We start from the raw sequence: 18,928 nt of genomic DNA on the forward strand, positions 1-18,928 counted from the left end.
TAAATGGACCACAGGTGGGTAGATGTGCAATGGGAAAAACAGAAATAATACTCACCATAATTATTTTATTCGTTATTATATTCGGCTTCTGGTTTATTTTCAGCGGTGAGATCTGGTTTCTGGTGGAATACCTTGAGAACAGTATCTACCCCACCTTCGATGCGCTATGACGCATGTTTAATTCCTTGTTTCACCTACCGAATTTGTCAGGTATCAGCACCGGTAAGAGGTGCGTAAAATACGCAACGTTATCCTCCAACAAGTTGATAACGAATCATTAAATCATTTGCTTATTTCGCCCGTTCTCTGACGGGCTTTTTTTATTTCCGGCAATTCAGCTGTGCCAGGCTATATCTTAAACATCGTTAAACCTAAAGGTGAGAAATGATGAGCAAGAAAATCCTGATGTTGGTCGGCGATTACGCCGAAGATTATGAAACAATGGTGCCCTTTCAGGCTTTACAGATGATTGGCCATCAGGTGGATGCCGTCTGCCCGGACAAATCCCGTGGCGACTACATCATGACGGCGATCCATGATTTCGACGGCGCCCAGACCTACAGTGAAAAGCCGGGCCACCGTTTTATCCTCAATGCCGATTTTTCCGCCGTAAAAGAGCAGGATTATGACGCGCTGCTAATCCCGGGCGGACGAGCCCCTGAATATCTCCGGCTAAATGATGACGTGCTGAAACTGGTGCAGGCCTTCGACGCCGCGCGCAAACCGATTGCTGCGGTTTGCCACGGACCGCAACTGCTCGCTGCTGCCGGCATATTAAAAGGACGAACCTGTAGCGCCTATCCCGCCTGTGCGCCTGAAGTCCGCCTCGGCGGTGGGCACTATGCCAATATTGGTATCGATCAGGCGCACGTAGACGGTAATCTGGTCACTGCCCCCGCCTGGCCTGCGCATCCGCAATGGCTGGCGAAATTCAGTGCATTGTTAGAATAACGTTGCCCTGCTCCCGCAGCAGCGCCTGGCGGGAGCAATCTGCTGGGAATAATGTGTCGCCCGGCGATTTAGCGATCCTGCTGCTCCCACTGCGCTTCCCGCTCACGCGCTTTTCTGCGGGCTTCCTCTTTTTCACGATACAGTGGCGGATAGTAGATGTTCCCCCAGTCCCATTTACCGAACCAGAGACTCATCAGCGTACTAAAGATGATAATAAGTACGGTATAAAACAGAACGGTTCCGCTTTCATCGCCGTGGCTGAACAGATCGATGACCAGCGAATGCTGCGCGTCGCTAAACCACTGCGGATGGTCATCAAGCATCATGAAAAAGAGGATCCCAAAGAGTAAATCCCCGACTTTAAATCGTTCATGAAATTTCGTGCGCCAGTTTGCATTATGTTTTTCATAATAATTCAGCAGGAACTGGTTGTTTTCCTTCAACGCTAAATCAAGTACTTCGCCTGAAGGAACTTCACCCGACCTCTTCTGATAATCACTCTGCGCGCGCAAGAAATCCGGGAAGATACTGCTGTAGATGAGCTCATTGAGTAATAGCCTGACGATATTGGCTATAAAAGGCATCAGGGTGGTGGCAATCAAACCTAAGGCAGCGAGCGCCACGCAGAAAAAACCCAGATGTTCGGTCCAGTTAAGTGTCTGAACAGGCCAGGTCAACATTCCTTGCCCGCTGTATACCAGCAGCGCCAGATCGGCGAAAAGGACAATATAGATGAAGCGGATAATCCATTGCCATTCCCAGATTTTATCCATAATCCCTAACCCTGCCGGGAAAGACGCTTTCTCTTTCTTTTCATCCGTCATCATTTACCTCCCCTTTGACTCACGGAACAAACATCCCTCGTTCAATAAAGAAAAACTGGCGCAAATGCGCCAGCTCTTAATTTAACGTTCACAACGAAGCCCGGCGGTTACCGGCTCGTCAGTGTTTCTCAATATACATCGTCCGGCTATAAGCCACGTCTTCCGGGTTATTAATGGGGTAACCTTTCACCCATGGTTTGATCAGGCGGCCGTTGGTGTACTGGTAAATAGGTGCGATTGGCGCTTTTTCCGTGAGGATTTTCTCCGCCATGTTGTAGTCTGCGTTACGCGCTTTCGCCGTATTTTCGAGCGTTGCCTGATGGATAATTTTATCGTACGCCGGATCGTTGAAACGCGAGATATTGCCGCTGTGGGTTGAGGTCAATAACGACAGGAAGGTCGATGGCTCATTGTAATCCCCGACCCATGACGCGCGGATCACATCGAAATTACCGGTATTACGGCTGTCAATGTAGGTTTTCCACTCCTGGTTTTGCAGTTTGACGTCAACGCCGAGGTTTTTTTTCCACATCGAGGCCACCGCAATCGCGATTTTCTGATGGTTTTCTGACGTGTTGTACAACAGGTTCAGCTTCAGCGGGCGCTGAGGGCCATAGCCCGCGGCCTGAAGCAGCGTTTTCGCCTGGGCATTAAGTTCCTGCTGTGACATCTGCTCAAACGGCGAGGTTTCTGGCGTAAACCCTGCCGTCACGTCTGGCGTGAAATGCCAGGCGGGCTTCTCACCGGTTCCTAACACTTTGTCCGCCATGATGCGGCGATCGATGGTCATGCTCAGGGCGAGACGTACACGGGCATCGGCCGTGGGTCCTTTTTGCGTATTAAACGCATAGTAATAGGTGCCCAGCTGAGGCGGTGTATACACCTGTCCCGGAATGTCCTTGAGCAGCTTCTGATACATGTTTTTCGGGAACGATTCGGTGATATCAATATCATCCGCCAGATAGCGTTTAGTGGCCGAGGATTCCTGGTTAATCGGTATGAACGTCACTTTTTGCAGGACGGTTTTGGCGTTATCCCAGTAGTGTGTATTTGGCACCACAACCAGTTTTTCATTCACCACGCGATCTTTCAGAACGTAGGCGCCATTTCCGACCAGAGCCCCCGGACGCGTCCACTCTTTGCCGCTCTCCACATTGGCCTTTTGCACCGGATAGAAGGCAAAGTTTGCCGTCAGATTACTAAACCACGGCAGCGGTTTATCCAGCTGCACACGTAAGGTTTTTGCATCTACGGCCGTCACGCCCAGCGTATCTGGCGCGGCTTTACCATCAATTATCGCCTGTGCGTTATGGATACCCGCCAGCGCCGCAAACCAGGCAAACGGAGACGTGGTTTTCGGATCAACCAGACGCTGCCAGCTATAGACAAAATCCTCAGCGGTAACTGGAGAACCGTCAGACCATTTCGCGTTATCACGTAAGGAGAAGGTCCAGATACGGTTATCGTTACTCTGCCAGCGCGTCGCCACGCCTGGGGTCAGTTCACCTTTCTCATTCTGATTAACCAGTCCTTCAAAAAGGTCGCGAATGACCTGTATCTCGGGTAATCCCACGGCTTTTGCCGGATCAAGGGAAGCCGGCTCATCTTTAATGTGTCTGACCAGCTCCTGTTTTTGCGCCAGTACCGTGCCCTGTGGCACATCAGCGGCGTACGAAAGTGAAGAGAGTCCGCACAGCAACAGTGCAGCACAGAGACGCGAAACAGGATGCTTCATAAGATCCCCTTTTATGAATTCAGGTAATAAGCAGATGCGTAATTATTTGTTTCGACAATGAGAATTGCAAATACCTTCCTCCGGAAAGTTGATATCCGGCAATTTTCCCGCCATACGGAAACTATTTGATTAACCGCGAGTTTTGCACAACACTGCCAGTAGAGACTTCTTTATCAGGATTTCCTATGGCAATCACCCGACCCAGAGCGGAACGCGGCGCCTTCCCGCCAGGTGCAGAGCAGTATGGCCGTTCATTTTTAGGCGCATCGCTGATTTGGTTTTCGGCCCCTGATGCCGATCGCAACAGCGGTTTGATCATTGCCGGCACGCACGGCGACGAGAACTCGTCTGTCGTCACGCTCTCGTGCGCGCTGCGCACGTTGACGCCCAGCTTACGACGTCATCACGTGATTCTGGCCGTCAACCCGGATGGGTGTCAGCTTGGGTTACGCGCCAATGCGCGGGGCATCGATTTAAACCGTAATTTCCCTGCAGCAAACTGGCGCGCCGGTGAAACGGTTTATCGCTGGAACAGCTCCGCCGAAGAGCGTGACGTTGTCTTACTGACCGGCGACACGCCGGGCTCGGAGCCGGAAACACAGGCGCTGTGCCAGTTAATCCATAAGATCCACCCGGCCTGGGTTGTCACCTTTCACGATCCGCTGGCCTGCATCGAAGATCCGCGGCACACCGAGCTGGGCGAATGGCTGGCGAATGCTTTCGCCCTGCCGCTTGTCTCCAGCGTGGGCTATGAAACCCCTGGCTCATTCGGCAGCTGGTGTGCCGACCTGGGATTACCTTGCATCACCGCGGAATTCCCGCCGATATCGTCAGATGAAGCCAGCGAAAAATATTTAAAAGCCATGGTGGAGCTTCTGCGCTGGCAACCTCAAAAATGAAGGACGCCGCTGGTAAACGTGAGTGCCGGTGAAACGTCAACCGCCAGCCATGTCGGGCCATCAAGATCGGCAAAACTGACATGATTTACCAGCGGCAGCGCCGCGTTGATCGCCCGGGATGTACACAGCATACATCCCAGCATGATTGAAAACCCCTGAGCTTGCGCCTGTTCTGCCAGCGCCAGCGCCTCTGTCAGCCCACCGGTCTTGTCGAGTTTGATATTGACCATCTCGTAACGGCCCTGCAGTTCAACCAGGCTATCGCGCGTATGGCAGCTTTCATCCGCGCAGATGGGCAGCGGGTGGATAAAATTCTTCAGCGCCGCATCATCCTGTGCCGGCAGAGGCTGTTCCAGCATGGCTACGCCCAGGTCGGCCAGCAGCTGACATCGTGCGGCAAGGCCTTCGGGATGCCATGACTCATTCGCATCCACAATTAACGTGGCTGTCGGGACTGCCGAGCGGATAGCGACCATACGCTCGCTGATCAGACGATCGTCAAGCTTCACCTTTAACAGCGTCGCCCCCGCATCAAAGAGTGCTTTTGCGCTGGCGGCCATGTGTTCAGGCTCGCCAATCACCACCGTTTGCGCCGTGACAACCGATGTCGGCAACGTGACGCCTAGCAGCGTCGTCAGCGAGGTTTGCTGTTTGGCAGCCTCCAGGCTCCACAGTGCGCAGTCAATCGCATTACGCGCCGCGCCGGCGGGTATACGCTGCTGTAACGCCTCGCGGGTGAGCCCTTTTTCCAGATCGGGAACGAGCGTCATGATAAGTGCCATTACCGACGCCAGACTTTCGCCATAGCGCGGGTACGGCGTGCATTCGCCGACGCCCTTAATGCCGTCCTCTTCTATCTCCACCACAACCACACTGGCTTCGCTTCGACTGCCGCGGGAGATCACAAACGGGGTATGCAATGGCCAGGCTTCTTCATAGACCTTAACGCTTCTCATCACTGACTCCTTGCGGCCCGGAAAGGCGAAAAAATTGGTTTGCCGTGTTATCCGCTGATGGCATACACTAGCCCCGACGTTAACTATATGTAAACAGGAAGATATCTATGTCACAACTCGTTCATTTCCAGGGCAACCCGGTTACTGTTGCAGGTTCCATTCCACAGGCTGGCAGCAAAGCACAGGCTTTTACTCTGGTGGCTAAAGATCTGTCTGACGTCACACTGTCTCAGTTTGCTGGCAAACGCAAAGTCCTGAACATTTTCCCAAGCATCGACACCGGCGTCTGTGCTGCATCCGTGCGCAAATTCAACCAGCTGGCGACGGAAATGGATAACACCGTTGTGCTGTGTATTTCTGCCGACCTGCCGTTCGCCCAGTCCCGTTTCTGCGGTGCTGAAGGCCTGAGCAACGTCATTACCCTCTCTACCCTGCGCAGCCCGGATTTCCTGGAAAACTACGGCGTGAGCATCGCGGAAGGCCCACTGAAAGGCCTGGCAGCGCGCGCTGTACTGGTTATCGATGAAAATGACAACGTCGTCTTCAGCGAACTGGTTAACGAAATCACCACCGAGCCGGATTACACTGCCGCGCTGGACGTGTTGAAAGCATAATGAATGCTTAGCATTCTATATAGCTTAGCAATCTAATGAAATAACAGGGTTTATTTCTCTTTGCAGGCTCTGGAAGACGACACATGACAAACCTCGCACTGGCGGGGTTTTTTATTCCCTTTAAGCTGAATCGTTAAAGCTACCCCCTTCACCGTTCACATTTACTGTGCAATTAATTGTATTGAAGTTAACTTAATTGCGATCTTATTCTCATATTAGACCTTAAATATTCATATTTTCTTCCCCAGTGAAGCACATCACATTTCCCTTCAGGTCAAAACATTAGATTTGCTGACGAAAGCAAATAATCGTTTCAGCAAAAAGGAAGGGATATGAAAATTAAACTGGCTATTACGCTCCTTGCAGCTTTGATTTCGGGTCATGCTGCGGCGAAAACCTGGGTGCTGACAAGCGCTGAAAGCGGCGTGGAGAAAGGAAACTGGAAAATAACGAGCGATGAGCTGAAGGTAAAAGATCAGGCGTTCAGCATTGAACAAAAAGTGTTGCACGGTGGCAAACAGGAAGGCAGCAAAATCCTTGTTATCAGCAGTAAAAGTGGCCTGACCATTACCTTAAGCCCTTCTCGCGGCATGAACCTGCTCCATGTGGAAGGCTTCGGCACCAGAATGGGCTGGGATTCCCCGGTAAAAGAGGTCGTGAACCCGGCATATATTAATCTGGAAAGTCGCAACGGGCTTGGCTGGCTGGAAGGTTTCAACGAGATGATGGTGCGCTGTGGCTATGAGTGGACTGGGCATCCGGTCACGGCTGACGGCCAAATCTACACGCTTCACGGCAAGGCGGGCAATACGCCTGTCTCGCAGGTTGAAGTTGAGGTGGCTGACGCTGCCCCCCATGAAATTCGAATTCGCGGTTTGATCAAAGAGAGCACGTTCAAAAAAGCAGATTTGCAGACCATGACCGAACTGCGTTACGTCCCAGGAACCAACCAGTTCAGTTTGCATGATGTCCTGACAAACCATGCCGATTACCCGCATGATTATCAAATCATCTACCACAGTAACTTTGGTACCCCGATCCTCGAAGAAGGTGCACGCTTCCTTGCCCCGGTCGCAAGCGTCAGTCCATTCAATGACTACGCAAAAGCCGGTGTCAACGACTGGCAGACCTATGCCGGGCCAACGAAAGGCTTTGATGAGATGGTGTTTAACCTCAAACCGCTTGCGGATAACAACCACGAAACCCTCGCGGCCGTGGTGAATAAAGCCGGTGATAAAGGGGCGTCCATTCAGTTTGATACCCGCCAGTTGCCGGTGCTGACCTTATGGAAAAACACCGACACCCTCAAGCAAGGTTATGTCACCGGTATTGAGCCGGGTACCAGCTACGCCTACCCGGTCACCATTGAGCGCGAACAAAAACGCGTTAAGCAATTGCAACCGGGAGCCAGCACACAGTTTGATCTGACCTATACCCTGCTCCATAACCCGCAACAGGTGAAAGACGTGGAGAATCGAATTGCATCGATTCAGGGAGAGACAAAGGTCGACATTAATAGCACCCCTATCGCAAAAGAATGAGTAAAAAAAAGCCTCTTTACAGAGGCTTTTTACCGTTATTCGTCACCCTTCTTCTGATTCAAACCATACTCTCGCAACTTATTGGCAATCGCCGTGTGTGAAACGCCAAGGCGTTTTGCCAGCTTACGGGTGCTTGGATAGCTACGGTATAGTTGCGTCAGCACGGAGCGCTCAAAACGGCTGGTAATGTCATCCAGCGAACCTTCCATCGCCTCTTCACCTACTGACACCGTCCCGGCATCGTAATCCGGTAACAGAATATCCTGCGGACGCAGTTCATAACCTTCCAGCTGCGTCAGTGCGCGGTAAACGGCGTTCTTGAGCTGGCGAATGTTGCCCGGCCAGCCGTAGCGCATGAGCACCGTGCCGAGATCGGCTGAAAGCTTCGGACGCGGTACCCCCTGCTCGTCGGCAAAGCGCGCCACAAAGAGTTCGGTCAGCGGCATGATATCCTGCGGGCAATCGCGCAGCGGTGGGATATTCAGGGTCAGGACATTCAGGCGGTAGTAGAGATCCTCGCGGAATACCCCTTTTTGCACCAGTTCGACCAGGTTTTTCTGCGTCGCACAAATCACACGCACATCCACATGAACTTCGTGATCCTCGCCTACGCGGCGGAACGTGCCATCATTGAGGAAGCGCAGCAGCTTGGCCTGCATGCGTGGCGACATTTCACCAATCTCGTCCAGCAGCACGGAACCGCCATTAGCCTGCTCGAAGAACCCTTTTTTACCTTCCGGCGCGTGACCAAATAATTCGCTTTCGACGGCATCTTCCGGAATCGAGGCGCAGTTAAGGGCCAGATACGGTTTTGCCGCTCGCGGGCTGGCCAGATGCACAGCGTGCGCCAGCAGGTCCTTTCCGGTACCGGTATCGCCGGTAATCAGCAGTGGCGGGGTCAGACTCGCGAGTTTGCGCGCCTGATCCACCACATGCCGCATTTTCGGGCTGACGGCAATAATCTGGCTGAATGCCCCCACATCCTGACTGGAGATATTTTGCAGCTGACGGCCCATGCGCACGGTGGAACGCAGCATGATCACGGCACCGGTCAGAACGCGCGTGTCGGCCTCGCCTTTCAGATAGACCGGCGTTATCTCCATTAAGAAATTCTGCCCGTGGATAACCACATGCTCGCTGTGGGTATTCTGCGGATTGCTGTCCAGCCAGCGCTGGAAGTTAAAGCCGGGAATCAACTGTGCTGCGTTGTGGTTGCTGAGTTTTTCCTGACTCTGCGCGAACAGCTGGCAGCTGGCATGGTTAACACGCTCAACCTTACTTTTTAAATCCAGGGAGAGGAAAGGCTCTGGCATGGCTTCAAGCAATGCGCTCAATGCCAGATGCTCACGCTCCGACGGCATCCAGGGGATGGTGCGTACATCCGTAACGCCAGCGATACGGCGTATTTCTGCCATCAGGCTACTGAACGTATTAAATTCAATTTCGGCAAAATTGAGGTAAATTCGCCCGACAGGATCGATCTCAATGCCACGTAAATCAATGCTACGTAAAACAAGAAGATCGAGTAATTCGCGGGTCAGACCGAGACGGTCTTCACAGAAGACTTCAAGACGCATGGGAAATTCACCGTTTTAAGCCAATAACATTAAAATGATATGTCAGAACACGGTGATCGGGAAGATGGCTGTCAACAAATATTGACAGCCAGCACGATTAATGACCAAACCGGCTACTGAACCGGTTTTTTATTGAGCGTCTCTTTGAGCTGACCGATTAACTCACGTCGGAAATCCCCCAATCGCGGCTTATCGCCATCAATCCACGGCAGTGGACGGCACACTTCCATCGCTTTGATGCCCAGACGGGCGGTCAACAAACCGGCGCCAATACCCTGCGCGGCACGGGCAGAGAGACGCGCCGCCAGATCCTGCGACATCCAGTCCATCCCCACTTCCCGCACCAGCTCGCTTGCTCCGGCAAAGGCGATGTTGAACAATACCAGACGGAACAAGCGAAGGCGGCTGTAGTACCCCAACTCAATGCCGTATAAAGCAGCAATCCGGTTAATCAGACGCAGGTTACGCCAGGCGATAAACGCCATATCCACCAGCGCCAGCGGGCTGACGGCAATCATCAGGGTTGATTCCGCAGCAGAGCGGCTGATTTCGCGCCGCGCCTGGGCATCCAGCACCGGCTGCACCATGTGGGAATACAGCGTCACCACTTCACGATCGTTCTGGGTTTCGTGGATAGCGGCATACCAGCGCTGAAGCGCCGGGTGCGACTGGTCAATACCCGCCTGACTGGCCAGCTTTTCACAAAACGCACGGCCTTTGCCGGTTCCGTGACTGTGGAGCAGATCCCGCGCTTCATCACGCTCATGGGCGCGCTGTCGCAGGCGCCACAGGCGACGCCACTCGGTCGCAACAGACCCGACACCCGCCCCCACAATCAGAGCACCGGCAGCGCAGCCGCCCAACGCGACCCAGTCCTGGGTTTGCCAGGCATTGACCGCCCACTGGACGCCTTGCCCAACCACGCTGACGCCAAACAATGCCAGCCCGGCAGTCACCATCTTTCGCCACAGGCTGCGTTTTGGGCGTAGCGCGGCTTCCACGACCGCTTCAGCCGGCCCCTCTTCAACAAGCAGCTCTTCGGTCAGCGCCGGGGCAAAATTATCTGCCTGCGGGCCATTAAACGTCTGCGCAGTTTTAAACGCCTCTGGGTGCTCTTGCTCAAGCGTTCCGGTAAAATCAATGCGCGGTTTTAACGGTTCCGTCATCGCAATTTATCTCCAATCAAAAACTCCAGCGCCGCATCCAGACGGATATGCGGTAACGGCTGATCGACCGTCATGGCCTGCGGGCGGAAGGCTTCAAACTGGAAGCCCTGGTTCTGCCAGAAGGCCGGCCCCGGAAGGCGTGCGGGCACTTCGCCCGGATAGACAGTAAGCGGTTCGCCGTCGCTGAGACGGTTCCCGCGCAATGCCGGTATTTTCTCGCCATTAAGGTCAATCAACCCACTCTGTGTCGCCTGTACGGAAGCCAGTCCAAGGCAATCCATGCTGATCCCTTCGAACGCGGCATTCTGCCAGGCGTCCTGCACCAGTTGCTGCAGCAGCGACACCATATTGGCATGCTGATCGACCGTCACGTGATCGGCTTTTGTGGCCGCAAACAGCAGCTTGTCGATAACGGGTGAGAAGAGACGGCGAAACAGCGTGCGCTGCCCGTAGTGAAAACTTTGCATTAACTGTGTCAGCGCCAGGCGCATATCGTTGAAGGCCTGCGGCCCGCTATTCAGCGGTTGCAGGCAATCCACCAGCACAATCTGGCGATCAAAACGTAAAAAGTGGTTTTTATAAAAACCTTTCACCACTTTTTCACAGTAGTAATTGTAACGCTCGCGCAGCATTCCGGCGTTAGTGTGTTTGTCCGCCTGGGCCAGTTTTGACTCCCCGATGCCATCCACGTCCGGCCACGGGAAAAACTGCAGCGCAGGTGCGCCCGCCAAATCTCCCGGCAGAACAAAACGGCCCGGCTGGATGAAATGCAGCCCTTCCAGCTTACACTGATGCAGATATTCCGTCCAGGCCTCGGCAATCGCCGCCAGCCGGTTTTCATCGGCAGGCGCCAGCGGATCCAGGCCTTCGCACAGTTTTCGCCATTTCGTCGACCACTCGGCGCGGTTGCCCTGCAACAGCCCCGTCATCTGCCGTGACCAGCTGAGATAGTCCTGTGCCAGCATAGGTAAATCGAGCAACCACTCACCGGGGTAATCCACAATTTCCAGATACAGGGTGGAGGTATCCTTGAAGTGGCGCATCAGGGATTCATTAGAGCGAAAACGCAGCGCAAGGCGAATTTCACTCACCCCGCGCGTCGGCGTCGGCCAGGTGGGCGGTTCACCATAAAGCTGAGCCAGCCCTTCATCATAGGTAAAACGGGAAATGCCAAAATCGCGCTGAGGCACACGTTTAACCCCCAGCAGGCGCTCTTCCCGCACGGCGCTCAGCAGCGGCAGCCGCGCCCCACTGTGCAGGTTAAGCAGCTGGTTCACCATCGCGGTGATAAACGCCGTCTTGCCGCTGCGGCTCAGCCCCGTCACCGCCAGACGCAGATGACGGTCAACGCCACGGTTCACCAGTGAATTGAGTTCGTTCTTAAGTCGCTTCATCGCCGTCCTTCATTGCCCGGAAGCCTCAAATACATTGCTTCAGAATACAATAAATGGGGGCAGATCGTTGATTATCAATTCTTATTTATTGCTATTGCCGTTTTCTCTCCAGTAAGATGAACGACATTGCTGTTAGTCAGGAGTGAGTAAGGTGTATGTCACCCACCATCTATGATATCGCACGGGTTGCCGGCGTTTCGAAATCAACCGTCTCCCGCGTTCTGAATAAACAAACGAATATTTCTCCTGAAGCGCGTGAAAAAGTGTTGAAGGCGATTGACGAATTAAATTATCAACCCAATAAACTCGCCCGCGCCCTGACCTCTTCTGGCTTCGACGCCATTATGGTTATTTCGACACGCTCGACGAAAACCACCGCCGGCAACCCTTTTTTCTCTGATGTTCTGCATGCCATTACAGCCAAAGCTGAAGAGGAAGGTTTTGACGTTATTTTGCAAACCTCGAAAAGCAGTGAAGACGATCTGCTGAAATGCGAAAGTAAAATAAAACAAAAAATGATTAAAGGGATCATCATGCTGAGCTCACCGGCAAATGAATCCTTTTTCACAACGCTGGATGCTTATGGCGTACCGGTGGTCGTCATCGGGAAAGTCGAAGGTGATTTTCAGAATATTTACTCGGTCGACACGGATAATTTTCACGACAGCGCCACGCTAACAGAAACCTTTATTAAAAATGGCCGACGTAACATTGCCTGTCTGCATGCGCCGCTCAATTATCATGTTTCGATTGATCGTCTTGCCGGTTATAAATCCAGCCTGGAAAAGCACGGCATCGCCATTAACCCGGCGTGGATCATCGACGGCGGATATACGCATGAAAGCGCGCTTGCCGCGGCCACAGAATTGCTCTCCTCGGCCACGCCACCTGATGCAGTATTTGCCACCGACAGCATGAAGTTACTCAGCCTTTATCGCGCGGCGAATACTCTGGATCTGAGGATCCCCGAGCAGGTGGTGATTGCAGGATACAGTGACCCGATGCTCTCCCTCATTTTAACGCCAGCACCCGGGGGTTTTGATATCCCAACCCGCAAGCTGGGTGAAGAGAGCTGCAATCTTCTTTTCAGGCGTATCGCCAGTCAGCCTGCGCCACAAAAAGTGCTTGTCGATACCCGCTTTACGTTAGCGCCCTCTCTTCGCTAAAACCAGGGGCTGAAAGCCCCTGGTATCCGGTCTGTCAGAACGCGTAATTAACGCCAACACCCGCGTAGTGGAAACGGTCGCTGTCGCCTTCGTCATGGTTTTCCCATTCGTAGGCGTATTCCAGCGTCATGGATAATCCATTGTTGAAGTCATATGCGTACAGTAAACCCAGTCGGTTGAAATCGTGTCCTTCACGATCGGGATCGTCCTGCCAGTCCCAGTTCGACCAGCGATCCAGCCCCAGACGGGTATATGGCGTGAGCGTCGTCTGGCCTAATGAAACAGGCAGATACGCGCGAATTTCCTGCGTTGAAAATTCGCCGTTATTACGTGAACTGTCCATATTGAAACCGCGCTCAAGATAATAGTTCACTTTTGCAGAGAAGGTTTCATTAATGGTCCAGGTAAAACCCGTTTCCGTTTCTACACGGCTGTCGGCATAACCGGTTTTTTCCAGGTCATTTGCAAACTGATACATGGCAAACCAGCCACCAAAACGCCAGTCGTCGGACAATTTAATATCCCAGTCCGGCTGAATTTTGTAGCGCTGCATATTTGCGCTACCGTCTTTGGCACCGTGTTCATCTTTAAAGTGATAACCGTAATTACGGAAACCGCCGGTCAACCCGAGTGTAAAATCATCGGTGCCAATAAAGCGATAGCGTAATTCAAATTCCGGACGGTCAAAATAGGTCCCACGGGTCATGCTGCTGTAATCAACCGGTCCTTCCTGATACATTGCCAGCGAAAGGGTCCAGGCATCCCATGTGGCATTAAACCACACAGAGGGTTCATATAATCCATCTTTATCGTCGCCCTGACCTTCGACGTTTTCAATTTCATACATGGCACCGATATTAAATTCCCAGTGTTTTGCTGATTCCGTTGCGTGCGCGCAGCTAACCCCTGCGCACAGAACGAGCGCAGCACTTCTTAGTAGAGTACTCATTTAAATGTTCCCTTTATAATTAACTCAAAAAAAACCGGAAATTTGCATTTCCGGCGAACGCCTTTCTTATCTAATAGCCACTTCAGTATCAGCGTCGAAGAAATGACATTTATTCATATCGAACTGGATGCCGATATTATCCCCCGCCGCATAATCATTTACCGCTCCTGCACGAACGACCAGCTCATGCCCGCCCACGGTGGCATAGAGCATGAACTCAGCCCCGGTCAGTTCGGCCACGCTGACTTTTGCCGCAATATCATCCCCACGGTTTTGCAGCGTCAGAATATCTTCCGGCCGGATCCCAAAGACCACGGCTTTACGCTGATATCCGGCGGCATTCACCGCCGCCAGCGTGTCTTCAGGTATCTCCAGACGCAGCGTTTCCGTCACGAAATAGCGATCGTCTATCGCGCCCCGGATAAAATTCATTGCCGGTGAGCCGATGAAGCCCGCCACAAACATATTCGCAGGTTCGTTGTAGACCTGCTTAGGTGCCCCCACCTGCTGAATAACGCCATCCTTGAGGATCACAATGCGGGTCGCCATCGTCATCGCTTCCGTCTGATCGTGGGTCACGTAAATCATTGTGGTGTTGAGCTTCTGGTGCAGCTTGCTGATTTCAGCGCGCATTTGCACACGCAGCTTGGCGTCGAGGTTAGAAAGCGGTTCATCCATCAGGAAGACGCCGGCTTCGCGCACAATCGCCCGTCCTAACGCCACGCGCTGACGTTGGCCACCCGACAATGCGCCAGGTTTACGCGTGAGGTAATCACGCAACCCCAGGATTTGTGCCGCCCAGTTCACACGCTCTTCAATGACCGCGGGGGGAATTTTCTGCATCTTCAGGCCAAACGCCATGTTGTCGTAAACCGTCATATGCGGATAAAGCGCATAGTTCTGGAAAACCATCGCAATGTCGCGGGACTTGGCGGGCACATCGTTCATGCAGACACCGTCAATTACCAGCTCACCGGCAGAGATCTCCTCCAGCCCGGCAATCATACGAAGCGTCGTCGATTTACCGCACCCCGAGGGACCCACAAAGACGATAAACTCCTTGTCCTCAATTTCGAGGTTAAAATCCTTAACCACATGGACCTGGTTATCGTAGATTTTCTGAATATGTTTCAGAGACAGTTGAGCCATTTTTAATTCCTTATCATTACCGTTCGGGATGCCCAGAAATCCGTCAGGCATTTCCAGGTCAGTTCCTGCGTTGAATGAAGTTGTAAGCCCGCATGGTTCAGGCCAGGCCCAATCCCGACCGAGAGCATTCCCGCCGCGTTGATTGCCTCAACGCCGGCTGCAGCATCTTCTATTCCGATAGCCTGCTCGGGGCGCACGTTCAGCCCGGTGCAGGCCGCAAGAAAGATCTCCGGGTCCGGTTTTGAGCGGGCAATGCGCGAGGCATCGGCGCAGAAATCAAAAGCCCTCTCAATGCCCAGCGCCTGCAAAATACCGGGGGCGTTAAGGGACACAGAGGCCAGCCCGATTTTGACGTTCGCCGCACGAATTTCCGCCAGCACCTCGCGGATGCCCGGAAGCAGAGAATCCTGCGTCAACGACGCCAGAGACCCGACGTAGCGCGCGTTCTTTTTATCCGCGAGCGCCTGCCGCTGCTGGTCGTTAAACTCCCCCTCTTTTCCGCCATGGCGCAGGATCCGTTGCAGCGATTCCATACGGCTTATCCCTTTCAGCTCGTCGTTGAACGCCACGTCGAGCGAGATGCCAATTTCCTGCGCCACGGCACGCCAGGCCAGAAAATGCAGATGCGCGGTATCGGTGATCACACCATCAAGATCGAAGACAACGGCCTCAGGCATCATGATTTGCTCCTGTGGTAGCGGTCCCACCAAGAGATGTAAAAAAATCCCTGAAAGAACAGATCTGCCGATCCGTTATGCACAGGGTTTTACCCCACAGCGTTAAGGTCACCGGTGCAGTGGTTTCAATCGTTAAAACATCATTTTCAAACGTGAAGTGCATGCGCGCGTTTCTCCATCGCAGCGGGAAAGCCAGTTTTCGCCAGTGGGCAGGCAGCTTCGGGGCAAGATGCAATTCCCCCTGGACGATCTGCATGCCGGCAAATCCCTGAATAACGCCGGACCAGATAGCCCCGGTGGCGGCAGCATGAATACCGTCATCGCAGCTGTGCGGATCGTCGCCCAGATCGATGGCGACACCCTCGCGCCAGAAGGCGTAGGCCCTTTCCGTATCGCCACACCGGGCAGCAACAATTCCGTGAATCGCTTTGCTCAGCGAAGAGTCGTGTATGGTACGCGGCTCGTAGTACGCCAGGTTGGCAGCACACTGCTGCGGGGTAAACCGTTCCGGCAGCAGGTAGTTGAGCATCACCACATCGGCCTGTTTAAGGATCTGCATCTCGTTCACTTCCGCGCGGGAGTAATCGAGCAGAATGGTCTGTTTACCCGCTTTCGCCTTATAGCGGCTCAGATCGATAGCCGGTTTCGCCATGAAGGTGTTATCCTGAGGAAGGACCCCTTCTGCGTTGGCTTGCGGTAACCACAAACGGGACATAAACCGGCTGGCATTCTCTATGAAGCCATCATCTTCACGATTGAACATCGCCATAAACTGGCGCGCACAGGCGACATTGTGCCAGGCCAGATAGTTGGTGTACGCATTGTTATTGACGTGCTCCGTGTACTCATCCGGCCCGATCACATCGTGGATTTCCAGGCGACCATTGACTTCCGTCGCCCGCCCCATCCAGAACGTTGCCGTCTCTATCAGTAGCGTCAGCCCTTCGTTACGCATAAAAGCGTCATCATGTGTCGCCTGCCAGTAGGCCACGACAGCCCAGGCAATGTCCGCCACAATGTGATGTTCTGCCAGCGCAGAGGCCACTTTCTGGCGCGTGCCCGTGCGGATGTTGATTGCTGCATATTCCGGCGTTTCCTCCTGACCGCTCGCGGCGCTCTCCCAGGGGAAAAGTGCGCCAGGCCAGCCGTTGCGACGCGCTTTTTCACGAGCCCCGGCCAGGTTGAGCCAGCGATAACGCAGCAGACTGCGGGCGACCTGCGGACGCGTAAAGAGATGGAAAGGCAGCAGGAAAATTTCGGTATCCCAGAAGACGTGGCCTTTATACCCTTCGCCGGTCAATCCTTTCGCGGCGATACTGCAGCGCTCATTGTCGGCAGGCGTCATGGCGGTCAGATGCCAGACGGTATAATCCAGCGCGAGCTGATCCTGCGGTTCCGCAGACGTTACCGCCACCCGCGCATCTCGCCAGACGTCTTCCCAGGCGCAGGCAGAGCTCTCCAGCAACGATGCGTAGCCTCGCGCTGCGCACACCTTGAGTTCGGCCAGTGCGTTACGCGCAAACGACGCCTGCGAAAGGGCTTTGTCACTGCGGTGGGCGACCCAGACGATCTTTTCAAGCGTGACAGTATCACCCAGCGAAACGTTCAGGTCGTAATGCGCACTGATGCGACGATTTTTAGCGGTAAAGCAGCTTTCGCTACCCGCTGAAAGCCGGCAGAACGCGGATATAACGACATCAGAAACCCGGTCCTGCGTTTCATACACGCCCTGCATACAGTTCTGGTCGAATACCCGGACTGAAATCTCATCCAGATGCTGCCTGCCGGTGTTGGTTTGCGTCGCATCGATTCCGGTTTTCAACACCACCTGCGAGGGCCCATCAAGGGGAGTGATGGCGAGTTGCATTGCCACTAACGGCAACTGAGCGAGAGAAACGAAACGACGGCTCTCCAGGCGATAGCGTTTCCCGTCGGGCGAGCGCCAGAGCACGCTGCGACGCAGTTCACCATTGGCAAACGCCAGCTCGCGCTGCCACTCAAGAAGCGCCCCGGAAAGCAGGGTAAAATTCACACCATCCAGTTCAACCTCAATACCGGTAATATCCGGCAGGTTGATTAACTCCGTGGTCTCATTGCGACCTGCGCGATGATAAAGCCCGGCGAGATACATGCCTCTGGTTTGCTGGGTGTAATCCTCTTCGTGTGCCGCGCGAATGCCCATGTAGCCATTGCCGCAAGCCATGATGGAGGCGTATTTATTCAGACTGTGGGGAGAGAAGCCCGGTTCGGTTAAAACAGACACATTCAGCATAACGTCACGCTTTCCCCTGTATCCGCCGATTCATAAAGCGCGGCAACAAGTTGCTGGATAACCAGCCCCTGTTCCGCATCTGCGATCATAACCGGCTCTCCCAGCACATGGCGTACAAACGCCTCCATGCTGCGCAGGTGACGCTGGTCGTCTGCCTCATCACGCTGCATGAGGGTCTGTAAAACGCCCGCCTCATCGTGGTAAATGTGTGCCGGGAAGAGCGTGGCCCCCGCCTTTTCCCCACAGAATGAAACATTCATGATCGACTGCTCGCGGATATTCAACGCAAACGACGTATCCAGGCGCAGAACGCCGCCATTGCAGAATTCAATTGTGCCAAACAAAGCATCTTCAACGGTAAACCGGGCGGGATCCCACTCGCCAAACTGTCCACTGTTTTTACGGTTCCCCAGCTTCTGGAAGCTGTGGGCGGTCACCCTTTTTACCGCCGGGAAACCCAGCACATACATCGCGGCATCCAGCATATGAATACCGATATCGATCAGCGGTCCGCCACCCTGTAGCGATTTGTTCGTAAAGACGCCCCAGCCCGGCACGCCGCAACGACGCAGCGCCTGCGCCGACGTAAAGTAGATCTCACCTAACGCCCCGTTTGTGACAGCGTCACGTAGCAGCTGCGTGTCGAGCGCAAACCGATGGTGAAAATCATACGCCAGCACTTTTCCCGCTTTACGGGCCGCCCTGCGCATCTGGTCAGCCTGTTGCGGCGTCATGGCAGGCGGTTTTTCGCACATCACATGACATCCGGCCTCCAGTGCCGCCATGACATGTTCAAAATGGAACCGGTTTGGGGAGCAGACGCTGACCACATCAGGTTTTGCCGCCTGCAGCATTTCAGATGCATTCTGCCAGACCGAAGGAATTGCATGACGTTCCGCAAACGCCTGTGCCTGTTCAAGGCCGCTGTCCATGACAGCGACCATTTGAACATCACTGCGTGTGGCGTAATACGAGGCATGCACTTTGTCCGCGACCTGCCCGGCGCCAATAATGGCGACGCGCAGAAGCGAAGGTGTTGAAGCACTCATCACGCTCGT

17 protein-coding genes are annotated in these 18,928 nt (G+C 53.8%); 6 read left to right on the forward strand and 11 right to left on the reverse strand.

The window, feature by feature from the left end; genetic code table 11:
* The first annotated feature begins 29 nt into the window (after nucleotides 1–29).
* Nucleotides 30–170, forward strand: coding sequence for an Ecr family regulatory small membrane protein (locus HV340_RS11780; RefSeq protein ID WP_020882478.1), 141 nt, complete (start codon nucleotides 30–32; stop codon nucleotides 168–170).
* 217 nt (nucleotides 171–387) lie between these two features.
* Nucleotides 388–951 (forward strand): DJ-1/PfpI family protein, encoded by a 564-nt coding sequence (locus HV340_RS11785; protein ID WP_025204027.1) that lies wholly within the window; start codon nucleotides 388–390, stop codon nucleotides 949–951.
* 68 nt (nucleotides 952–1,019) lie between these two features.
* Here HV340_RS11785 and HV340_RS11790 read toward each other — a convergent pair whose 3' ends face one another.
* Nucleotides 1,020–1,778, reverse strand: coding sequence for a hypothetical protein (locus tag HV340_RS11790; protein WP_181215999.1), 759 nt, complete (start codon nucleotides 1,776–1,778; stop codon nucleotides 1,020–1,022).
* Nucleotides 1,779–1,893: 115 nt separating this feature from the next.
* On the reverse strand, nucleotides 1,894–3,510 hold the full coding sequence (locus tag HV340_RS11795) for a peptide ABC transporter substrate-binding protein (RefSeq protein WP_063924902.1): 1,617 nt from the start codon (nucleotides 3,508–3,510) through the stop codon (nucleotides 1,894–1,896).
* Nucleotides 3,511–3,695: 185 nt separating this feature from the next.
* On the opposite strand from HV340_RS11795, the gene mpaA reads away from it, so the two are divergent.
* Nucleotides 3,696–4,409, forward strand: a complete 714-nt coding sequence (gene mpaA / locus HV340_RS11800; RefSeq protein ID WP_063924901.1) for a murein tripeptide amidase MpaA — start codon at nucleotides 3,696–3,698, stop codon at nucleotides 4,407–4,409.
* Here mpaA and ycjG read toward each other — a convergent pair.
* Entirely contained in the window at nucleotides 4,400–5,365 is a 966-nt protein-coding gene (gene ycjG / locus HV340_RS11805) for an L-Ala-D/L-Glu epimerase (protein ID WP_032678269.1), read from the reverse strand. The two genes, mpaA and ycjG, sit on opposite strands and share 10 nt — an antisense overlap.
* A gap of 107 nt (nucleotides 5,366–5,472) precedes the next feature.
* Here ycjG and tpx point away from each other — a divergent pair, with 107 nt between their 5' ends.
* Together tpx and HV340_RS11815 are read left to right on the forward strand one after the other, a co-directional pair.
* Complete coding sequence (gene tpx, locus HV340_RS11810; RefSeq protein ID WP_020882472.1) at nucleotides 5,473–5,979, forward strand: thiol peroxidase; 507 nt, start codon at nucleotides 5,473–5,475, stop codon at nucleotides 5,977–5,979.
* A gap of 332 nt (nucleotides 5,980–6,311) precedes the next feature.
* Nucleotides 6,312–7,520: an aldose 1-epimerase family protein gene (locus tag HV340_RS11815; protein ID WP_014170324.1), complete on the forward strand. Its 1,209-nt coding sequence runs from the start codon at nucleotides 6,312–6,314 to the stop codon at nucleotides 7,518–7,520.
* A 35-nt stretch (nucleotides 7,521–7,555) separates the two neighbouring features.
* On the opposite strand, the gene tyrR is transcribed toward HV340_RS11815, so the two are convergent.
* The 3 genes from tyrR to HV340_RS11830 form a co-directional block, all read right to left on the reverse strand.
* Entirely contained in the window at nucleotides 7,556–9,097 is a 1,542-nt protein-coding gene (tyrR, locus tag HV340_RS11820) for a transcriptional regulator TyrR (protein WP_063924900.1), read from the reverse strand.
* Nucleotides 9,098–9,210: 113 nt separating this feature from the next.
* Nucleotides 9,211–10,263, reverse strand: coding sequence for a YcjF family protein (locus tag HV340_RS11825; protein ID WP_063924899.1), 1,053 nt, complete (start codon nucleotides 10,261–10,263; stop codon nucleotides 9,211–9,213).
* Complete coding sequence (locus HV340_RS11830; RefSeq protein WP_181216000.1) at nucleotides 10,260–11,657, reverse strand: YcjX family protein; 1,398 nt, start codon at nucleotides 11,655–11,657, stop codon at nucleotides 10,260–10,262. The genes HV340_RS11825 and HV340_RS11830 overlap by 4 nt, the downstream gene beginning before the upstream one ends.
* Before the next feature lie 155 nt (nucleotides 11,658–11,812).
* Here HV340_RS11830 and HV340_RS11835 point away from each other — a divergent pair, with 155 nt between their 5' ends.
* Nucleotides 11,813–12,823 carry a LacI family DNA-binding transcriptional regulator gene (locus HV340_RS11835; RefSeq protein ID WP_063924897.1) on the forward strand — a complete coding sequence of 337 codons (1,011 nt, stop codon included), beginning with the start codon at nucleotides 11,813–11,815 and terminating at the stop codon, nucleotides 12,821–12,823.
* A gap of 34 nt (nucleotides 12,824–12,857) precedes the next feature.
* Here the strand turns inward: HV340_RS11835 and HV340_RS11840 are convergent, their stop codons facing one another.
* The 5 genes from HV340_RS11840 to HV340_RS11860 form a co-directional block, all read right to left on the reverse strand.
* Complete coding sequence (locus HV340_RS11840; RefSeq protein WP_025204021.1) at nucleotides 12,858–13,772, reverse strand: OmpG family monomeric porin; 915 nt, start codon at nucleotides 13,770–13,772, stop codon at nucleotides 12,858–12,860.
* A 66-nt stretch (nucleotides 13,773–13,838) separates the two neighbouring features.
* A complete protein-coding gene (locus HV340_RS11845) occupies nucleotides 13,839–14,921 on the reverse strand; it encodes an ABC transporter ATP-binding protein (RefSeq protein WP_063924896.1) in 1,083 nt (360 codons plus the stop codon).
* 2 nt (nucleotides 14,922–14,923) lie between these two features.
* Nucleotides 14,924–15,601, reverse strand: coding sequence for a beta-phosphoglucomutase (pgmB, locus tag HV340_RS11850; RefSeq protein ID WP_063924895.1), 678 nt, complete (start codon nucleotides 15,599–15,601; stop codon nucleotides 14,924–14,926).
* Nucleotides 15,591–17,870 (reverse strand): glycoside hydrolase family 65 protein, encoded by a 2,280-nt coding sequence (locus HV340_RS11855; RefSeq protein WP_181216001.1) that lies wholly within the window; start codon nucleotides 17,868–17,870, stop codon nucleotides 15,591–15,593. Before HV340_RS11855 ends, pgmB begins: the two co-directional genes overlap by 11 nt.
* Complete coding sequence (locus HV340_RS11860; protein WP_154820319.1) at nucleotides 17,864–18,922, reverse strand: Gfo/Idh/MocA family oxidoreductase; 1,059 nt, start codon at nucleotides 18,920–18,922, stop codon at nucleotides 17,864–17,866. Before HV340_RS11860 ends, HV340_RS11855 begins: the two co-directional genes overlap by 7 nt.
* Between the last annotated feature and the right edge of the window lie 6 nt (nucleotides 18,923–18,928).

It is taken from the genome of Enterobacter sp. RHBSTW-00975, from assembly GCF_013615235.1.
In the GTDB taxonomy this organism is placed as follows: domain Bacteria; phylum Pseudomonadota; class Gammaproteobacteria; order Enterobacterales; family Enterobacteriaceae; genus Enterobacter; species Enterobacter ludwigii.